This is a genomic window from Bradyrhizobium sp. SZCCHNRI3052 (genome assembly GCF_032484895.1).
GTDB lineage: Bacteria > Pseudomonadota > Alphaproteobacteria > Rhizobiales > Xanthobacteraceae > Bradyrhizobium.
Window position 1 is genome coordinate 169,653 of the sequence record NZ_JAUETW010000001.1, and the last position, 17,765, is coordinate 187,417.

Annotated in this window: 17 protein-coding genes; 8 read left to right on the top strand and 9 right to left on the bottom strand. The window is 64.9% G+C overall.

What is annotated here, in order from left to right; translation table 11 throughout:
* The first annotated feature begins 6 nt into the window (after nt 1-6).
* The 6 genes from QW887_RS00810 to QW887_RS00835 all read left to right on the top strand — a co-directional run bounded on the left by QW887_RS00810 (nt 7) and on the right by QW887_RS00835 (nt 7,817).
* Nucleotides 7-837, top strand: a complete 831-nt coding sequence (locus QW887_RS00810; RefSeq protein ID WP_315714498.1) for a flagellar motor protein MotB — start codon at nt 7-9, stop codon at nt 835-837.
* Between the two features lie 279 nt (nt 838-1,116).
* Complete coding sequence (locus tag QW887_RS00815; protein ID WP_315827469.1) at nt 1,117-3,015, top strand: potassium transporter Kup; 1,899 nt, start codon at nt 1,117-1,119, stop codon at nt 3,013-3,015.
* Between the two features lie 151 nt (nt 3,016-3,166).
* Nucleotides 3,167-5,089, top strand: coding sequence for a potassium transporter Kup (locus tag QW887_RS00820; RefSeq protein WP_315749695.1), 1,923 nt, complete (start codon nt 3,167-3,169; stop codon nt 5,087-5,089).
* A gap of 108 nt (nt 5,090-5,197) precedes the next feature.
* On the top strand, nt 5,198-5,527 hold the full coding sequence (locus tag QW887_RS00825; protein ID WP_315714496.1) for a rhodanese-like domain-containing protein: 330 nt from the start codon (nt 5,198-5,200) through the stop codon (nt 5,525-5,527).
* Nucleotides 5,528-5,536: 9 nt separating this feature from the next.
* On the top strand, nt 5,537-6,700 hold the full coding sequence (locus tag QW887_RS00830) for an aminotransferase (RefSeq protein ID WP_315714495.1): 1,164 nt from the start codon (nt 5,537-5,539) through the stop codon (nt 6,698-6,700).
* Between the two features lie 10 nt (nt 6,701-6,710).
* Nucleotides 6,711-7,817 (top strand): polyamine ABC transporter substrate-binding protein, encoded by a 1,107-nt coding sequence (locus QW887_RS00835; RefSeq protein ID WP_316194059.1) that lies wholly within the window; start codon nt 6,711-6,713, stop codon nt 7,815-7,817.
* Between the two features lie 134 nt (nt 7,818-7,951).
* Here QW887_RS00835 and QW887_RS00840 read toward each other — a convergent pair whose 3' ends face one another.
* The 7 genes from QW887_RS00840 to QW887_RS00870 all read right to left on the bottom strand — a co-directional run bounded on the left by QW887_RS00840 (nt 7,952) and on the right by QW887_RS00870 (nt 13,281).
* Complete coding sequence (locus tag QW887_RS00840) at nt 7,952-8,329, bottom strand: VOC family protein (RefSeq protein ID WP_315714493.1); 378 nt, start codon at nt 8,327-8,329, stop codon at nt 7,952-7,954.
* Nucleotides 8,330-8,487: 158 nt separating this feature from the next.
* Nucleotides 8,488-9,420 carry a lipid A biosynthesis lauroyl acyltransferase gene (locus QW887_RS00845; protein ID WP_316194060.1) on the bottom strand — a complete coding sequence of 311 codons (933 nt, stop codon included), beginning with the start codon at nt 9,418-9,420 and terminating at the stop codon, nt 8,488-8,490.
* A 16-nt stretch (nt 9,421-9,436) separates the two neighbouring features.
* Nucleotides 9,437-10,711, bottom strand: coding sequence for a beta-ketoacyl-ACP synthase (locus tag QW887_RS00850; RefSeq protein ID WP_409977896.1), 1,275 nt, complete (start codon nt 10,709-10,711; stop codon nt 9,437-9,439).
* Between the two features lie 38 nt (nt 10,712-10,749).
* Nucleotides 10,750-11,955: a beta-ketoacyl-ACP synthase gene (locus QW887_RS00855; protein ID WP_315714491.1), complete on the bottom strand. Its 1,206-nt coding sequence runs from the start codon at nt 11,953-11,955 to the stop codon at nt 10,750-10,752.
* On the bottom strand, nt 11,952-12,422 hold the full coding sequence (locus QW887_RS00860; RefSeq protein WP_315714490.1) for a 3-hydroxyacyl-ACP dehydratase FabZ family protein: 471 nt from the start codon (nt 12,420-12,422) through the stop codon (nt 11,952-11,954). The genes QW887_RS00855 and QW887_RS00860 overlap by 4 nt, the downstream gene beginning before the upstream one ends.
* 9 nt (nt 12,423-12,431) lie before the next feature.
* Nucleotides 12,432-12,713 carry an acyl carrier protein gene (locus QW887_RS00865; RefSeq protein ID WP_006609130.1) on the bottom strand — a complete coding sequence of 94 codons (282 nt, stop codon included), beginning with the start codon at nt 12,711-12,713 and terminating at the stop codon, nt 12,432-12,434.
* A 217-nt stretch (nt 12,714-12,930) separates the two neighbouring features.
* Nucleotides 12,931-13,281 carry a hypothetical protein gene (locus QW887_RS00870; RefSeq protein ID WP_315714489.1) on the bottom strand — a complete coding sequence of 117 codons (351 nt, stop codon included), beginning with the start codon at nt 13,279-13,281 and terminating at the stop codon, nt 12,931-12,933.
* Nucleotides 13,282-13,518: 237 nt separating this feature from the next.
* On the opposite strand from QW887_RS00870, the gene QW887_RS00875 reads away from it, so the two are divergent.
* Entirely contained in the window at nt 13,519-14,145 is a 627-nt protein-coding gene (locus QW887_RS00875; RefSeq protein ID WP_315714488.1) for a ParB-like protein, read from the top strand.
* A gap of 5 nt (nt 14,146-14,150) precedes the next feature.
* On the opposite strand, the gene QW887_RS00880 is transcribed toward QW887_RS00875, so the two are convergent.
* Both QW887_RS00880 and QW887_RS00885 read right to left on the bottom strand, forming a co-directional pair.
* Nucleotides 14,151-14,735, bottom strand: a complete 585-nt coding sequence (locus QW887_RS00880) for a peroxidase-related enzyme (protein WP_316185898.1) — start codon at nt 14,733-14,735, stop codon at nt 14,151-14,153.
* Between the two features lie 159 nt (nt 14,736-14,894).
* Nucleotides 14,895-16,649 carry an ATP-binding protein gene (locus QW887_RS00885; RefSeq protein WP_316185899.1) on the bottom strand — a complete coding sequence of 585 codons (1,755 nt, stop codon included), beginning with the start codon at nt 16,647-16,649 and terminating at the stop codon, nt 14,895-14,897.
* Nucleotides 16,650-17,128: 479 nt separating this feature from the next.
* Here QW887_RS00885 and QW887_RS00890 point away from each other — a divergent pair, with 479 nt between their 5' ends.
* A complete protein-coding gene (locus QW887_RS00890; protein ID WP_315714485.1) occupies nt 17,129-17,650 on the top strand; it encodes an Hsp20/alpha crystallin family protein in 522 nt (173 codons plus the stop codon).
* The last annotated feature ends 115 nt before the right edge of the window (nt 17,651-17,765 follow it).

The window sequence follows — 17,765 nt, forward strand, 5'->3', positions numbered from 1 at the left end:
TAGGCAATGGCCAAGAAGAAGAGGGGCGATGCGCATGGCGGCGGTCACGGCTGGTTCGTGACCTTTGCCGACCTGATGGGACTTCTGGTCAGCTTCTTCGTGATGCTGGTCGCGTTCTCGACCATGGACAACAACAAGCTGAAAGTCGTCGCAGGCTCGATGCGCGACGCCTTCGGCGTGCAGTCCGAGTCGCGCTATTCGGGCATCGTGGAATCCGACGGCCTGCCGACCCGGCCGAAGCTCAAGAACGCCGCCCACATCTCGCCGGAGGAGACCGCGCGCGAGCCCAGCCCCGAGCAGGAGGAGCGCCAGCATACCAATGGCGCCAAGCTGAAGATCGATCGCCAGTTCGCGCTGGCGTCCGCCTCGCTGCGTCAGGCGCTGCAGGACATGCCGGAGATGACCGAGATCTCCAAGCACATCATGTTCGAAGAGACCAAGCAGGGGCTCAACCTGGAGATCGTCGACCAGGACGGGCGGTCGATGTTCGCGGATGGCTCGAAGGTGCCCTTCGACCGCACGCGACGCCTGATCGAGAAGCTGGCCGCACCGCTCAAGGCGACACCGCTTCGGGTCCAGATCACCGGGCACACGGCCGCCGGCTTCGTTCCCGCCCGGAGCGATTATGATGGTTTCGACCTGTCGGCGGACCGCGCCAACGCAGTACGCCAGATCCTGGAGCGGGAAGGGTTGCCGGCGAGCCACATCTACGCGGTCTCCGGCAAGGCGGATAGCCAGCCACTGTTCCCGGACGATCCCTCGCTGGCCGCCAACCGCCGCGTGACGATCACCTTGATGCGGGAAGACCCGCCATTGCCGCCCGATCTGAAGCCGTAGCCGGGACGCTTCGCTTCCCGCATCATATTGCCGCACGGGCGACTGCGAACGGCAACGAGGAGCATCAGCAGGCACTTGATTCGCCTGAGGCAGATCCGACATCTGCCTCAGGGTGCTTGGGCTAAAGGCACTTGCCGCGATGCGGCATGCGACATCTGTGTCAGCCGTGCCGTTTGGTTGCGGGCTGGGAACATAGGTCTGCTTACGGTAGAGACTTGACCTGCGAACGGTCTACGTTCACACGCGCCGGGCCAAACAGGGAAGATGCGTTCCGAGCACATGACGGCCAGCGCGACATCGACCGAAGGACAAGACACCGCGAGCACGTCGGGGTTCTGGGGGCTGACGCTAGGCAGCATCGGCGTGGTGTTCGGAGACATCGGCACCTCGCCCCTCTACGCCTTTCGCGAGGCCGCGCACGGCGCTGCTCAGGGGCACCCGGTGTCGCGGATCATCGTGCTCGGCGTGCTCTCGCTGATCCTCTGGTCGCTGTTCATCGTGGTGACGGCCAAATACGTCCTGCTGCTGCTCCGCGCCGACAATAACGGCGAGGGCGGAACGCTGTCGCTGATGGCGCTCGGACAGCGGGCTTTGGGTCGGCGCAGCCTGTTCCTGATGTCGCTGGGCGTGATCGGCGCTTCGATGTTCATCGGAGACTCGATGATCACGCCGGCGATCTCGGTGTTGTCGGCGGTCGAAGGCCTCAAGCTCGCCGCGCCTGCGCTCGAGCATTATGTCGTGCCGCTGACCGTGTTCATCCTGGTCGTGCTGTTCGCGGTCCAGAGCAAGGGGACGGCGCGCGTCGCCTCCGCCTTCGGCCCGGTCATGGTCACGTGGTTCACCGCCCTCGCCGTGATGGGGCTGGTCCACATCCGCGACGACCCCTCCGTGCTCGCGGCCATCAATCCCTACTATGCGGTGCAGTTCCTGCTCTCGCACGGCACGATCGGCCTGGTCACCCTGGGCGCGGTGTTCCTCGCGGTCACCGGCGGCGAGGCGCTCTACGCAGATCTCGGTCATTTCGGCCGCAAGCCGATCCAGTCGGCCTGGCTGTTCTTCGTGCTTCCGGCGCTGCTGATCAACTATTTCGGGCAGGGCGCCCTGGTGCTGTCCGATCCCGCCGCGATCGAGAATTCGTTCTACCGGATGGTGCCTGAACTGTTGCTGCTGCCGCTGGTGGTGCTGGCCACCGCCGCGACTGTCATCGCGAGCCAGGCCGTGATCACGGGCGCCTATTCGCTGGTCAGCCAGGCGGTCCAGCTCGGCCTGCTGCCGCGTTTCGAGGTGCGCTATACGTCGGAGAGCCATGCCGGCCAGATCTATCTGCCGCGGGTCAACCGGCTGTTGCTGATCGGCGTGCTGCTGCTGGTCCTGCTGTTCCGGACCTCGAGCAATCTCGCCTCCGCCTACGGCATCGCAGTGTCCACCACCATGGTCGCCGACGGCATCATGGGCTTCGTGGTGATCTGGAAGCTGTGGAACTTGCGTGCGGCCGTGGCGGCTGCCGTGATCGCTCCCTTCGTCATCGTCGATATGACCTTCTTCAGCGCCAACCTGCTGAAGCTCCTCGAAGGAGCCTGGGTTCCGCTGCTGTTCGGTGCCGCGATGGTCGTGACGATCTGGACCTGGCGGCGTGGTTCGGCGATCTTGGTGCTCAAGACGCGCAAGATCGAGGTCCCGCTGGATGACCTGATCACCAGCCTGGAGAAGAGGCCTCCTCACATCGTCAAGGGCACGGCGGTGTTTCTCACGAGCGATCCGACCTCGGTGCCGACCGCGTTGCTGCACAATCTCAAGCACAACAAGGTGCTGCACGAGCACAACGTGATCCTGACCATCGAGACCGCGCAGACGCCGCGGGTCGATGTCTCGGAGCGCGTGCGCATGGAGAAGATCAGCGAGAAGTTTTCCAAGGTGCGGCTGCGCTTCGGATTCATGGAATCCCCGAACGTGCCGCGCGCGCTCGCGGTGGCGCGCAAGCTCGGCTGGCAGTTCGACATCATGTCCACGTCGTTCTTCGTCTCGCGCCGCTCGTTGAAGCCATCGTCCCAGTCGGGCATGCCGACCTGGCAGGACCATCTCTTCATTGGTCTGAGCCGGTCGGCCAACGACGCCACGGACTATTTCCAGATTCCCACGGGCCGGGTCGTCGAGGTCGGTACCCAGGTAACGATTTGATCGGTTGGTCTTCCCTGATGTCCCATGTATGCCTAAATGCATGGCTGAGGCGCATTCCCGACAGGTCCGTCGCAACGCGCTGCCGCTATAAGCCGCGCGCTCTGCCGCGTTGTGCAGTGAAGCATTAACGAGTCCTCGAGGGGGCTACCCCATGACAGTCGACGTCGCAGCTACGCCCGCGGAAGCGCCGGCGACCAACGGGCATGGCAACGCACACTCCACGGCGAGCTTTGCGGCGCTGACACTGGGAAGCATCGGTGTCGTCTATGGCGACATCGGCACCAGCCCGCTGTACGCGTTGCGCGAAGCGGTCATGGCTGCGAGCAGCAGCGGCGAACCTGCGCCTCACGCCGTGATGGGGGTGATCTCGCTCATCCTGTGGGCTCTCATCGTCGTCGTGACCCTCAAATACGTCGTGATCCTGCTGCGCGCCGACAACCACGGCGAGGGCGGAACGCTGGCGCTGATGGCGCTCGCCCAGCGCGCGGTCACGCGCGGCGCCAGCGTCATCGTTCTGCTCGGTATCGTCAGCGGCGCGCTGTTCTATGGCGACGCGGTGATCACGCCGGCCCTGTCCGTCCTGTCGGCGATCGAGGGCATCAAGCTGGTGACGGCGGCGTTCGATCCCTACGTCGTGCCGCTCACGGTCATCATCCTGGTCATGCTGTTCGCGGTCCAGGTGCGCGGCACGGCCAAGGTGGCGGCGTTCTTCGGCCCGATCATGCTGATCTGGTTCCTGGTGATCGGGATCGCGGCGTTGCCGCCGATCCTGCACCATCCGGAGGTGCTGTGGGCGATCAACCCGCTGCATGCCGTGACCTTCATGCTGCATCACGGGATCATCGGCTTCATCACGCTCGGCGCGGTGTTCCTGGCCGTCACCGGCGCCGAGGCGCTGTATGCCGACCTCGGCCATTTCGGCAAGCGGCCGATCCAGACCGCCTGGCTGTTCATCGTGCTGCCGTCGCTGGCGCTGAACTATCTGGGGCAGGGGGCGCTGGTGATCGCCGACGCGAAGGCGATCGAGAACCCGTTCTTCCTGATGTTCCCGGATTGGGCGCTGATCCCGATGGTCGCGCTCGCCACCATGGCGACCGTCATCGCGAGCCAGGCCGTCATCACCGGTGCCTATTCGCTGACCCGGCAGGCGATCCAGCTCGGCCTGCTGCCGCGCTTCGAGATCCGTCACACCTCCGAGGCGCATTCGGGCCAGATCTACATTCCGCGCATCAACAAGCTGCTGCTGATCTCGGTCATGCTGCTCGTGCTGATGTTCAAGTCGTCCAGCGCGCTGGCCTCGGCCTACGGCATCTCGGTCACCGGCACCATGGTCGTGACGGCCATGATGGGCTTCGTCGTGATCTGGAAGGTCTGGCGGTGGTCGCCGTTCGCGGCCGCCGCGCTGATTGCGCCGTTCCTGTTCCTGGACCTGACCTTCCTGGCGGCGAACCTCCTGAAGGTGTTCGAAGGCGGCTGGGTGCCGCTGGCGCTGGGCGGCTTCGTGATGACGCTGATGTACACGTGGCGGCGCGGCAGCCGGCTCTTGTTCGACAAGTCGCGCAAGCTCGAATTCCCGCTCGCCGATCTCGTGACCATGCTTGAGAAGCGTCCGCCGCAGCGGGTGGCCGGCACGGCCGTGTTCCTGACCAGCGATCCCTTGAGCGCGCCGACCGCGCTGATGCACAGCCTCAAGCACTACAAGGTGCTGCACGAAAAGAACGTGATCCTGACGATCGAGACCGCGCCGACGCCGCGCATCGAGCCGTCCGAACGCGTTCGCCTCGAGCAGATCAGTCCGACGTTTTCCAAGGTGACGTTGCGCTTCGGCTTCATGGAATCGCCCAACGTGCCGCGCGCCCTGGCGATCGCGCGCAAGCTCGGCTGGCAGTTCGACATCATGTCGACCTCGTTCTTCCTGTCGCGCCGTGCACTGAAGCCGGCTGCGCATTCAGGCATGCCGCGCTGGCAGGATCACCTGTTCATCTCGATGAGCCGCTCCGCCAACGATGCGACCGACTATTTCCAGATCCCGAGCGGGCGGGTGGTGGAGGTCGGCACCCAGGTCACGATCTGAGCTCGAGACCCATCCCGTCAGCGTGCCGAAGCGCTTGATTTTCGCAGCGTCTGGGGTGAGTTTGGCGGCCGGATCAGGGCCGATACGGCCCCGCTGAAGGCTTGGAGGATGGGCGTGGCTGTTGTGCACGATTTGACCCCGCAGGACGTGGCCCAGGGGATCGCGGAAGGGCGAATTCTTCTGGTTGACGTGCGCGAGCCGAATGAAGTTTCCGCGGAAGCCTATCCCGACGGCGTCGTCGTTCCGCTGTCGGGCTTCGACCCGAAGCTGATCCCGGATCCCCAAGGCAAGGACGTCGTGTTCGCCTGCCGCTCTGGCAAGCGCTCGGTGACGGCATCGCTCGCCGCGCAGGCCGCCGGGCTGCCCTACGACAAGCATCTCCAGGGCGGTATGCTCGGCTGGAAGGCGGCCGGCCTGCCGACCAGGACCGGCGGCTGACAGGCGATCATGATCTCGCAGAACAAGGTCTTCGCCGACCTGCCCGTCACCATTTTCGAGCAGATGTCGCAGCTCGCGCGCGACAACGACGCCATCAATCTGGGGCAGGGCTTTCCCGACGATCCGGGCCCGGAGGATATCCGCCGCGCCGCAGCCGACGCGGTCCTCAACGGCTACAATCAGTATCCGTCGATGATGGGCCTACCGGAGCTGCGCCAGGCCATCGCCGCGCACTACAAGCACTGGCACAAGCTCGATCTCGATCCGATGAGCGAGGTCATGGTCACCTCCGGCGGCACCGAAGCGCTGACGTCGGCGATCCTGTCGGTGGTCGAGCCGGGCGACGAGGTGATCTGCTTTCAGCCGGTCTATGATTCCTATCTGCCGATCATCCGCCAGGCCGGCGGCATTCCGCGCCTCGTCCGCCTCGAGCCGCCGCATTGGCGGCTCTCGGAGGAGATGCTGCGGCAGGCGTTCTCGCCAAAGACCAAGGCGGTGCTGTTCAACAACCCGCTCAACCCGGCCGCGGTGGTCTACCCGCGCGAGGACCTCGAGCTGTTGGCACGCTTCTGCCAGGAGTTCGACGCGGTCGCGATCTGCGACGAGGTATGGGAGCACGTCGTGTTCGACGGCCGCGCGCACATTCCGTTGATCGCGATTCCCGGGATGCGCGACCGCACCATCAAGGTCGGCTCGGCAGGCAAGATCTTCTCGTTGACGGGCTGGAAGATCGGCTTCGTCTGCGCCGCGCCGCATTTGTTGCGCGTGGCCGCCAAGGTGCATCAATTCCTGACCTTCACGACCGCGCCGAACCTGCAGGTCGCAGTCGCCTACGGCCTCGGCAAGTCGGACGACTATTTCGTCAACATGCGCAGCGAGCTCGCGCGCAGCCGCGACCGGCTCACGGCCGGTCTCGAAAGCCTGGGCTTTCCCGTGCTGAAGGCGCAGGGAACCTACTTCCTGACCGTCGACCTTTCGCCGCTCGGCCTCAACGAGACCGACGAGCAGTTCTGCCGCCGCATCGTACACGACTACAAGGTGGCCGCCATCCCGGTGTCGGCGTTCTACGAGACGGACGCTGTGACCTCCGTGGTGCGGTTCTGCTTTGCCAAGAAGGACGCAACCCTGGATACGGCGCTGGAGCGCCTGTCGGACGCCATCCACCGGCGCTAGGAGACAAGTGATGACGCGCGGCTGCATGGGTTCGGCTCTGGCGCTGGCCGTCGCGGCGTTGACGCTTTCCGTACCGGCGGGGCGCGCCGAGGAGCGCGTCGTCAACTTCTACAACTGGTCGAACTACATGGCGCCCGGTGTCCTTGACGACTTCACCAAGGAGACCGGCATCAAGGTGGTCTACGACACGTTCGACGCCAACGAGACCCTGGAGACGCGGCTGCTCGCCGGCAAATCCGGCTACGACGTCGTGGTGCCGACCGCGTACTTCCTACAGCGCCAGATCAAGGCAAAAATCTTCCAGCCGCTCGACAAGTCGAAGCTGCCGAATCTCGCCAATGCCTGGCCTGTCGTGACCGAGCGTCTCGCCACCTACGATCCCGGCAATCAGTTCGCCGTCAACTACATGTGGGGCACGACCGGGATCGGCTACAACGTCAAGGCGGTCGAGAAGATCCTGGGTCCCGGCGCGCGGATCGACAGCTGGGACATGGTGTTCAAGCCGGAGAATCTCGCCAAGTTCAAGGATTGTGGAGTCCACATGCTGGATTCCGCCGACGACATCTTTCCGGCGGCGCTGAACTATCTCGGCATCGACCCGAACTCGACCAGGCAGGCCGACCTGGAGAAGGCGGCCGAGGTGGTCGGCAAGGTCGCGCCATCGGTGCGCAAGTTTCATTCGTCGGAATATCTGAGCGCGCTCGCCACCGGCGAGATCTGCCTCGTCGTCGGTTGGTCCGGCGATATCATGCAGGCGAGGAGCCGTGCCGAGGAAGCGAAGAACGGCATCGAGATCGGCTATGCGATCCCGAAAGAGGGCGCGCAGATGTTCTTCGACAATTTTGCCATTCCCGCCGACGCCCAGCACGTCGCCGAGGCTTATCAGCTGATCAATTATCTGTATCGGCCCGAGGTCGCGGCGAAGAACTCGGACTTCCTGTCCTATGCCAACGGCAACCTGGCCAGCCAGAAGCTGATCGACCCGAAGATCCTTGGCGACAAGAACATCTATCCGGACGACGCGACCTTGAAGAAGCTGTTCGTCATCACCGCACGTGAGCCGGCGACGCAGCGGATCATCAACCGGCTCTGGACCAAGGTGAAGACGGGCAGGTGATGACTCCCGTCATTCCGGGATGGTGCGCAAGCACCAGACCCGGAATCTCGAGATTCCGGGTTCGATGCTGCGCATCGCCCCGGAATGACGAGACTTGATCGCTTGGTTTGATCTGACAAATCGGTTGAGATCGATCACGTCATCCGGTGCATCGCGCAGAGCTTGTTGCCGTCGAGGTCGCGCAGGTAGGCGAGATACAGCTTGCCGGCCGAACCTTCACGAACACCAGGCGGGTTTTCGCAGGTGGTGCCGCCGGCTTCGAGCCCCGCCGCATGCCAGGCGTCGGCCTGTTCGGGCGAGCTGCAGGCAAAGCCGATGGTGCCGCCATTGGCAGGGGTCGCGGGCTGGCCGTTGATCGGCTTCGACACCGAGAAGATGCCGGTCGGTGTGATGTAGAAAATGCGGTGGCCGTCGACCCTGGCGGGGCGCACGCCCAGCGTCCCCAGCAGCTTGTCGTAGAAGGCCTTGGCCTTGTCGAGGTCGTTGGTGCCGATCATCACGTGCGAAAACATTCGCGCTTGTCCTCCCTGGAGCTTCCGAACAGCCGTCGGATACGCGGCAAAGGTAGCGAGCGGCGATGGAAGAGGTAAGAGTTTTCTTCGAATGGCCCGTCAGCGGTAGAAGATGCTGCAGTCCCACTTCCTCGTGGTGGAATTTGCCCGGGCGCCGACTACCGCCAGCGCCGGTGCAGCCAGAGCCATTGCTCGGGATATTCGCGGACCCAACTCTCGACGACGTCGGTGACCGCCTGCGTCGTGCCCTGGATGTCGATCTGACCGTCGGCCGTCCGTACCGGCTTCACTTCCTCCGATACTTCGGCGCGGAAGCGATTGCCGGGAAGGCGGATGATGCGGACGCCGTGAACGGGGCATTCGACCTGGCGTAACAGACGGGCCAGCATCGGATTGGCGCGGGTCTTGCGGCCGAAGAAGGTGACCTCCACGCCGCCGGTCAGGTACTGATCGACCAGCATCGCGACGTGCTGGCCGTTCTTGAGCGCCTGTGCCAGCCGCAGCGGCGCATCGCGGCCGGCCGGGACGAGTGTGCCCATCTTGACCTGCCGTATCTCCTGGATGATGCGGTCGGCGGCGGCGATGTTTGGTCGACGATAAAGGATCGCCGTATCGAGCTTATGGGCGACCGCCGCCAGCGCCGGCATCTCCCAATTGGCGAGATGGCTGGCAAAGATCAGGGCTGGCTTGCCGTCGAGACGGAGCTGATGAAACAGCTCATGGGTGCGCGGCGACAGCTCGATCCGGCTGCGCTCGGGATGCGCCTCGTCGTAATCCCAGATCTTGTCGAGATGGGCGAACTCGGCGCCGACGCGGCCGAGATTGTCCCACACGCCGGCGAGGATTCTCTCGATCTCCTCGGGCGATTTCTCCGGGAAGGCCGCTGTGAGATTGTCGCGACCAATGCGCTGCTCGCGCAGGCGTGGCCCGATCATCTGCGCAATGCGCGCGAAGCGGTCGGCCGTCTTCTGCGGGTCGAAATAGCGCGTGGTCCTGAGCATTCCGACCGTCAGCGCGCCGACGGTGGAAGCCCCGGCCGACTTCACGGCTCGGCGGATCACGAGCTTGGTCCGGAGGGGCAGGAGACTCATCGATGGCAGCGGCGGATCAGGCCGGTTCGCGCGTCAGGATCAGCGAGGCGTTCTGGCCGCCGAAGCCGAACGAATTCGACATCACGGTGGTGACGCGCGCATCGCGGGCCTTGTTGCCGACGACGTCGAACAGGATCGCGGGATCCGGAATGTCGTAGTTGATGGTCGGCGGAATGCGCTGATGCTCGAGCGTCTGCAGCGAGAAGATCGCCTCGACCGCGCCGGCTGCCGAGATGGTGTGGCCGACCATCGACTTGTTCGACGACACTGGAATCTTGCTGGTGTGCTCGCCGAACACGGCGGAGACGCCGACATATTCCATCTTGTCGTTCTCGGGCGTGGCGGTGCCGTGGGCATTGATATGGTCGATCTGCTCAGGGGCCATGCCGGCATCGGCGAGCGCCTTGCGGATGCAGCCGATGATCGGCTTGCCGTCCGGCGAGGAACGGGTGCGGTGGAAGGAGTCGGTCAGCTCGCCGCAGCCAGCGACGACGCCGAGGATCTTGGCGCCGCGCGCCACGGCCGCGTCGTAGCTTTCCAGCACCAGCGCGCCGGCGCCCTCGGCCATCACGAAGCCATCGCGGTTCTTGGAGAACGGCTTGGAGGCGGCCTGCGGCGGGTCGTTCTGGGTCGACAGCGCCGACAGCAGCGAGAAGCGCACGAGCCCTTCCGGATTGACCGAGCCTTCGGTGGCGGCGCATAGCGCGACGTCAGTCTCACCGCGTCGGATGGCTTCGACGCCGAGCTGGATCGCGGTCGCGCCGGAGGCGCAGGCGGTCGACAGCGAGATCGGCGAGCCCTTGGTGCCGAAGGTGTCGGACAGCGAATCGGCGACCGAGCCGAACAGGAAGCGGTGGTGATAGTTGACGAACTTGCCGCCGCCGCAGACCTTCAGCAGGTCGTCATAGGTGAACTGAGTGCCGCCAACCTCGTGCGCGAGCTCCAGACGCTGGGGCCACTCGATCTCGACCGGCGCCACGGCGAGAAACAGCGGGCCCGGAAAATCGCCCTTGCTGCCGATTCCAGCCTGCGCGATGGCTTCCTCGACGGCCATGTGACCGAGCCGCTCGGACAGTCCCGTCGACGTGAACGGCGCCACGGGGACGAAATCGACCGTGCCGGCCATGGTCGTCTTCAAGCCGTCGATCGGAAACCGCGTGATGGTGCGGATTCCGGACTCGCCGGCCACGAGCTTGTTCCAATTATCGGACTTGCCGGCCCCAAGGGAGGTGACGATGCCCATCCCGGTCACGACCACGATGGGGCGTCCAAACTTGTCGCGTACACTCATGATGTCCCCCGTCGTGTCTTCTTAAGGCCGTGCCGCGTTCACTTGACTGCTTCGACCAAGGCCATGCCTTCGCCGCGGTAGTGGCCGGCGCCGACCACCACGATCTGGGCCGGAGCATCCTTCATGTCGGTCTCCACGCCCGAGGCGTCACCCGGCGCGAACAGGGCGCCGCGCGAGATCGAGAGCGCAGCGAGCGCGAGACCGAGCGCGAACTGCGCCTCCATCGAATGGCCGAAGCGGGTCCCGCTCGAGCGCACCGCGAACGCCTTGTGATGGTCGAGGAATGCGCGCTCCTCCGACGTCACCGGCTCGGCGCCGGTCGCGCCGGTGATGATGGCGCCGGGGGCCTCGTGGACATCGAGCGCCGACCACAGACGGTCCAGCGTTCCGGTCACCGCGCCTGCCTCCTTGCGGCGGGCGCGGTCGGCGACGACCTTGCTGAGCCGGGCCAGCGGCTTGGCGCCGCGGGCCTCGGCATGCGGCCTGGATTCCAGCACCAGGAACGCGCCGGCCGATCCGAGCGCGAAGCCCGGATGGTCCTTGCGGGACCAGACCGGCTTGAATTCGTTCTTCAGATTGTAGTCGCCGAACTCGTACAGCACGAGCAGATCCTTGCGCTCGCCATTGTGCGAGCCGCCGACCAGCGCGATGTCGCTCTGGCCGCCGGCGATGCGGGCCAAAGCGATCTTGAACGCGTCGACGCCCGCAACCTCCTCGCCCATGAAGGTGCGCGAGGTGCCGCAGACGCCGTGCGAGATCGCGATGTTGCCGGCGAGCAGGTTGGACAACTGCGCCAGGAACAGGGTCGGGCGCAGGTCGCTCATCAGCCGATCGTTCAGGAAGCCGGGCGTGCAATTGCCCTGGGCTTCCGCGTTGAGGATCGCGGTGTCGACGGAGATGTCGCGCTCACCGCCGCCCGCGGCGACGATCATGTCCATCCGCGACAGGATGTCCTTGTTGCCCTTGAGGCCGGCGGAATCCAGCGCAAGCCCGGCGGCATAGGTGCCGATGCGCTGCCACGCCTCCATCTGGCGCTGCTCCTTCTTCGGGATCTGCGCTTCCAGATTCACCTTGGCCCAGGGATGCACGATGTAGGGCGCGAAACCCTGCTCGTCGACGTTGATCTGGCCGGAGTTGAGGGCGTCCCAGTTCGCGTCGAGCCCCTCGCCAAGCGAGGTCGCAAGACCGATACCGGTGATCCAGACTTCGACGGGTTCGGAGGTCACGGCTGTCGTCTCACTCATCGCTGAAGGACCTGTTGCGGAAAGCCGACGCGCTCGGCGACGGCGTCCATGTGTCCGCGCAGCTCCGGATTGGGGAAGGGGACGTGACTGAAAGTGATGGTCGCATTCGAGCGCAGTTTGCCGCCGACCTTCACGCGCGCTTCGGTCATGGCGTAACCGGAGCCCTCGTGCAGCACGTTGGCCTCGACGGTCAGCACCTCGCCCGGCGACACGAAGCCGCGCATCTTGGCCTCCTTGACTGCGGCAAGGAACGGCATCCGCTCGAACTTCATCAGCGCGAGCAGCAGCCAGCCCGATGTCTGCGCCATCGATTCGATCAGGAGAACGCCGGGCATGATCGGATAGCCCGGGAAATGTCCTTCGAAGATCGTGCTTTCGGTGGGGACCTTGGCTTCGACGGTGATGGTCTTCTCGTCCAGCCGGAGATCGAGAATGCGGTCGATGAGCAGGAAGTATTCGATCTGCATGGCGGGCGCTCACGCGCCCTTGGCGGCGACCAGCTCGTCGATGCGGGCGCACAGGTTCTTCAGCACGAAATACTGCTCGGTGCTGGCTTTGCCGTCGTTGACTTCCTGCGTCCACTTCTCGAGCGGCAGCTTGATCCCGAAGGCCTTGTCGATCGCAAATGCGATGTCGAGGAAATCGAGGCTGTCGATGCCCAGATCGTCGATGGCATGGCTATCCGGCGTGATCGTGTCGCGCGGGATGTCGCAGGTTTCAGCGATGATCGTGGCGACCTGATCGAATGTTGAGGACATCACTAAGCCTTTGATATTTTGGAGCTAATCCGGTAGGTGGCGACGGGAGGACACCGCGCCCCCGGGGCCGTCTGATGCGAGCCCTTCTACCCCCGTCGCCCGGGAGTCGTGTGCCCGTATATCGGAGCGACGCGGTGAGTTCAATGGAGCCGGACACGGCGGTTGTGGCGGGATTGTGATGCCTCGTCGGCCGCGGCAGCCGCGTCCAGCAGGGGGATCAGGGCGTGTAGGTCTCGGTGATGATGCGGGCGCAGTCGCGCCGTCCGGTCAGCAGGCAGTCCTGGGTCTTGCGCAGGTCGGCAATGCTCATCGCCAGCCAGATGCCGATCGCGGTCAACGCGACCGTGAAGGCGATGGCGGCGATGTTGGCCAGGATGCGGTGACGGAAGTCATCGGGCTCCTCGCGGGGCTGCTCATACCGGGAGAGATCGAGTGTCGGCCGCTCGCCCCGATGCAGCTGAATCGGCGGACTGCCGCCCTCGGTGACGCGCCGCACCGGACTGCTGCGCGGCCGGAACGGCACCACGCGATGCTCTTCCTCCGCTGCAATGGGGCGCTGGGACTTCATGCCTCGACTCCGATGGTCCTTTCTAGCACGCAGGCCCGACCTCTCACAAAGAAACTTTGCCATAATTGAGCTGCATCAGCAAAGCATCTCGCTCCTCGGATGCATCCAATCGGCGCCCGCTCCGCGGGTGATTGGAACCTGCCGCGGCCGGTCCGAACGGCGTCGCAGCTACGGGCAGATGCGCTGGAACGGCTCGGCAGGCGTGGCATAATGCTGATCATCCCCCGGAGCCCAGCCATGGCCAATACCCGCGAGCCGCTGCTTCATCCCGTGCCGATCCTGTCCCTGCGCCCGACGCAGATGACCGTGGGCATGCGCGAGGTGAAGGAGAAACGCGAGCGCTGGCGCGAGCACAAGTCGAAGAAGAAGCAGGCCGAGCTGCTCGGCAAGCACATGATCCCGGTGGTGCTTGGTCCCGATGAGCGGCACTACGTCGTCGACCACCATCACCTCGCCCGCGCGCTCCATGACGAGGGCGTCAAGGACGTGCTGGTCACGGTGATCGGCGACCTCTCGATGGTCGATCGCGAGGCGTTCTGGGGCGTGATGGACAACAAGCGCTGGGTCTATCCTTACGACGCCAAGGGCGAGCGGCGGCATTTCAAGGATCTGCCGAAGTCCGTCGCGAATCTGAAGGACGATCCGTTCCGCAGCCTGGCCGGCGAGCTGCGCCGCGCCGGCGGCTTCGCCAAGGACACGACGCCGTTCAGCGAGTTCCTATGGGCCGACTTCCTGCGCCGCAAGGTCAAGCGCAAGACGGTCGAGACCCATTTTGCCGCCGCCATGGAGCACGCGCTGGCGGCCGCAAAGAGCCACGACGCGGTCTATCTGCCCGGCTGGTGCGGGCCGGCGTCGGACGACTGATCGTCTCACGTGGTCTTCGGCAGCCGCCCCATCAGGTAGAACTCGTCGTTGGGCCGCATGCCCGTGACATTCGCGATCCGGTTCGACAGCGCGAAGAACGCCGCGATCGCGGCGATGTCCCAGATATCGTCGTCGCCGAAGCCGTGGCCGGCCAGCGCCTTGAAATCGGCATCCCCGACCGTTTGCGCCTCGAGCGCCACCTTCATCGCGAAATCGAGCATCGCCCGCTGCCGTGGCGTGATGTCGGCCTTGCGGTAGTTGATCGCGATCTGGTCGGCGATCAGGGGATTCTTGGCGCGGATGCGCAGGATCGCGCCGTGCGCGATCACGCAATACTGGCACTGGTTGGCGCTCGAGGTCGCGACCACGATCATCTCGCGCTCGGCCTTGGTCAGCCCGCCGTCCTTCTCCATCAGCGCGTCGTGATACGCAAAGAACGCGCGGAACTCGTCCGGCCTGTGCGCAAGTGTCAGGAACACGTTGGGCACGAAGCCGCTCTTCTCCTGCACGCCGAGCAGGCGGGTGCGGATGTCGTCCGGCAGCGCATCGATTGCGGGCACGGGGAAGCGGCTGATGGCGGGCTGGGTCATGGCAACGGGTCCGGCATGCGTGGCAGGGGGCGAACCTTAGTCGATCGCGGCGCAGGCGCAACGGTCCAGCTCGGTCCATCACCCGCCAGTGGCGGAGTGCCCGCAAGGCCCCCTCGGCAGCCGTCGTCGATCGGGAGTTGAGAGGAGCCGCCGCCGGCTTTAGCGCAGCGGCTTCTTCAGCAGCGAGAAGCGGTCCGGGTCGAGGCCCATCGACGGCTGCAGCATTGGCGCGTCCAGCGAGGCGGACAGGCTGCCGCGATCTCCGAGGTTGCCGGCGCCGCTGTCGCCGCTCGACGCGTCCCGGCTCGAGGTCGCTCCGCGCCAGCGCTCCAGCACGGCACTGACGAAATGCATGTCGTGTCCGGCATTCACCGATCGGACGGTGGCGATCGTCGCCTCGCTGCGCGGCAATTGATGCAGCGGCACCTCCTTGAAGCGCAGCCGGGTCGGCAGCGCGACGCCTTCGCCGAACGCCAGCACCTCACGGGTGCCGAGCGAGGGAACGAAGGAGAGCAGGTTGGCAGCGGCATCCGAGACCGCCGAACGCAGCAGCGACTGGTCGCGCTCGTTGGCAAGCCGCATCGTGAACAGCGTGTTGCACTGGGAGATGATGGTGGCGTCGAGCTCGGCCGGCCGCTGGGTGATCAGGCCGAGATAGACGCCGTATTTCCGGCCTTCCTTGGCGATGCGCGAGATCGCCTTGCGGGTCGGGCCGAAGCCGATCGAGCGGTCGGCCGAGGCGTAACGGTGCGCTTCCTCGCAGACGAACAGCAGCGGCGAGACGCCGTCGCTCCACAGGCCGAAATCGAAGGCCATGCGGCACACGACCGAGACCACGGAGTCGACGACCTCGGCCGGGAAGCCGGCGAGCTGCATGACCGTCATCGGCCGGCCGTTGGCCGGCAGGCGGAACAGGTGGCTGATGACCTCGGCCATGGTGTCGCCGCCGACATTGGCGTTGTCGAACATGAAGGCGTAGCGCGGGTCGTTGCGTACCGTCTCGATCCGCGAGATCAGCTTGTGATAGATGATGCGCGAGGAGCGGTTCTCGAGCTTGCCCATGCGCTCGTCGATCAGGTTGATCAGGTCGACGAGGCGGTAGGGCACCGGCGTATCGACGGTGTAGCCGACGGTCTTCGGGTCGATGCGCTTGAGCCCGATGCGGTCTGTGTTCTGGTATTGGGTGTAGATGCCCTTCGCCAGCGGGATCACTTCGGCCAGGATGTCGAGCTCTTCCGGCACGCCCGGTCGGCCGCCGAACAGGACGTCGACGATCTCCTCGAAATTGAACAGCCAAAACGGCAGCTTCAGGTTGCGCGGGTTCAGCACCAGCGCCTTTTCACCAAAGCAGCGGCCATATTCGTTGTGGACGTCGAGCAGGAAGATGCGCAGGTTCGGCCGCGCCTTCAGGATCTCGTTGAGCAGCAGCGACACGCCGGTCGATTTGCCGACGCCGGTCGAACCGAGCACGGCGAAGTGCTTCGACAGCATTTCCTCGACATTGACACAGGCGCGCACGGAGGTGTCCTGCTGCAGCGCGCCGATGTCGATGTGGTCGCCGGCGGTCGGCGTGTAGATCGTGCGCAGCTCCTCGCTCGTGATCATGTCGACGGCGTCGCCGATGGTCGGGTAGTGGGTGACGCCGCGCTGGAACTTGGGCCGTTCGGCCGGCCCGAGAATCTCGCCGAGCAGGTCTACCGAAGCCGTCGCGACGTATTCGTTGGCACGCGAGAGGTCCTCGCTGGTCACCTCGGTGATGATCGCAATGATCGTGGCGCTCGGGCAGCGAATGCTGACGAAACGGCCGACTGTCGCGCGGATATCGGAGACGTTCATCTGCTGTGTCGACAGAATGCCGACGCGGGCCTGGGAGCCCCGCACCGAGATCACGCGTCCGAAGGATGTCACGGTCATGAAACCTGTGGTGAATTGTTGAGTTGACACCTTCTCTGCTGGGACTGGAAAATTTGTTAAGCGGGCAATGTTTGTGAATGCGCCGGCCGCCCAGCCCGGTGGTCGGAGGGTCGCGCGGGGCGTTGCGATCGCACCTCCTCAATGGGACCTAAGGCCTTGCACTGTAAGGCTTTCTCCATCCTTTCCTCAAGCGTCGCGCGAACCGTTCGGGTTAACGTCCGGTTCACCATCTCCAAGGCTCTTCCTGAACGGCTCTTCGGCTGTGGAGGCCCCGGCGCCGAAAGAAACCTGGAGGGGCTGCCGCGCCGATCCGAACCTCCAGCCGCTCAGCGATTTGATCGCAATCAATCTGGAACCCGGGCGTGCCGCCTATATTTTTCTCGTCAAGCGCGAGGGAGCGGATGCCGGCCGATCAACGAAATCGGTCGCGCCCATGCCGTTGCGGACCCGATCCTCGCGTGAAGCAGGAGGATGATGTTATGGCTGAACCTACCAAGCTGCCCGTCAACACCGAGAAGGCAGGTGCGCCATCCATGCAGGGATGGCGGCCGTTCGAGAACCTGCGCCGCGAGATCGATCGCGTGTTCGAGGACTTCCATGGCGGGATCTGGCGCACGCCGTCGCTGTTCGACCAACTGCCGGGCCTGGCCCGCGCACGGTCCTTTGCCGTGGCGCCGGCGGTCGACGTCGCCGAGCACGACAATGCCTATGAGGTCACCGCTGAGCTGCCCGGCCTCGACGAGAAGAACGTCGAGGTGAAGGTTGCGAGCGGCGTGCTCTCGATCAAGGGCGAGAAGCAGGAGGACAAGGAGGAGAAGAAGAAGGACTATTACGTCCGTGAGCGCAGCTTCGGCTCGTTCGAACGCTCCTTCCAGATCCCCGACGGCGTCGACACCGACAAGATCGAGGCCGTGTTCAAGCAGGGCGTGCTCAAGGTCACCCTGCCGAAGAAGCCCGAGGTACAGAAGGCCGCCAAGACCATCGACATCAAGGCGGCGTGACCGCATCTCGTGGCTGTCCGTCCCATGATCATGGGACAGACGATGGATCGGACACCAAGGAAGGGCCGCGCGTGCGGCCCTTTTTTTCGCGGAGCTGCAGGGGTAATCTGCCTTC

Coding starts and splice junctions, on each gene's coding strand:
- QW887_RS00890 (WP_315714485.1), top strand. CDS start 17,129: ATGGCTGAACCTACCAAGCTGCCCGTCAACACCGAGAAGGCAGGTGCG.
- QW887_RS00870 (WP_315714489.1), bottom strand. CDS start 13,281: ATGAAGTCCCAGCGCCCCATTGCAGCGGAGGAAGAGCATCGCGTGGTG.
- QW887_RS00875 (WP_315714488.1), top strand. CDS start 13,519: ATGGCCAATACCCGCGAGCCGCTGCTTCATCCCGTGCCGATCCTGTCC.
- QW887_RS00845 (WP_316194060.1), bottom strand. CDS start 9,420: ATGAGTCTCCTGCCCCTCCGGACCAAGCTCGTGATCCGCCGAGCCGTG.
- QW887_RS00865 (WP_006609130.1), bottom strand. CDS start 12,713: ATGTCCTCAACATTCGATCAGGTCGCCACGATCATCGCTGAAACCTGC.
- QW887_RS00830 (WP_315714495.1), top strand. CDS start 5,537: ATGATCTCGCAGAACAAGGTCTTCGCCGACCTGCCCGTCACCATTTTC.
- QW887_RS00885 (WP_316185899.1), bottom strand. CDS start 16,649: ATGACCGTGACATCCTTCGGACGCGTGATCTCGGTGCGGGGCTCCCAG.
- QW887_RS00860 (WP_315714490.1), bottom strand. CDS start 12,422: ATGCAGATCGAATACTTCCTGCTCATCGACCGCATTCTCGATCTCCGG.
- QW887_RS00840 (WP_315714493.1), bottom strand. CDS start 8,329: ATGTTTTCGCACGTGATGATCGGCACCAACGACCTCGACAAGGCCAAG.
- QW887_RS00815 (WP_315827469.1), top strand. CDS start 1,117: ATGACGGCCAGCGCGACATCGACCGAAGGACAAGACACCGCGAGCACG.
- QW887_RS00835 (WP_316194059.1), top strand. CDS start 6,711: ATGACGCGCGGCTGCATGGGTTCGGCTCTGGCGCTGGCCGTCGCGGCG.
- QW887_RS00820 (WP_315749695.1), top strand. CDS start 3,167: ATGACAGTCGACGTCGCAGCTACGCCCGCGGAAGCGCCGGCGACCAAC.
- QW887_RS00825 (WP_315714496.1), top strand. CDS start 5,198: ATGGGCGTGGCTGTTGTGCACGATTTGACCCCGCAGGACGTGGCCCAG.
- QW887_RS00855 (WP_315714491.1), bottom strand. CDS start 11,955: ATGAGTGAGACGACAGCCGTGACCTCCGAACCCGTCGAAGTCTGGATC.
- QW887_RS00850 (WP_409977896.1), bottom strand. CDS start 10,711: ATGAGTGTACGCGACAAGTTTGGACGCCCCATCGTGGTCGTGACCGGG.
- QW887_RS00880 (WP_316185898.1), bottom strand. CDS start 14,735: ATGACCCAGCCCGCCATCAGCCGCTTCCCCGTGCCCGCAATCGATGCG.
- QW887_RS00810 (WP_315714498.1), top strand. CDS start 7: ATGGCCAAGAAGAAGAGGGGCGATGCGCATGGCGGCGGTCACGGCTGG.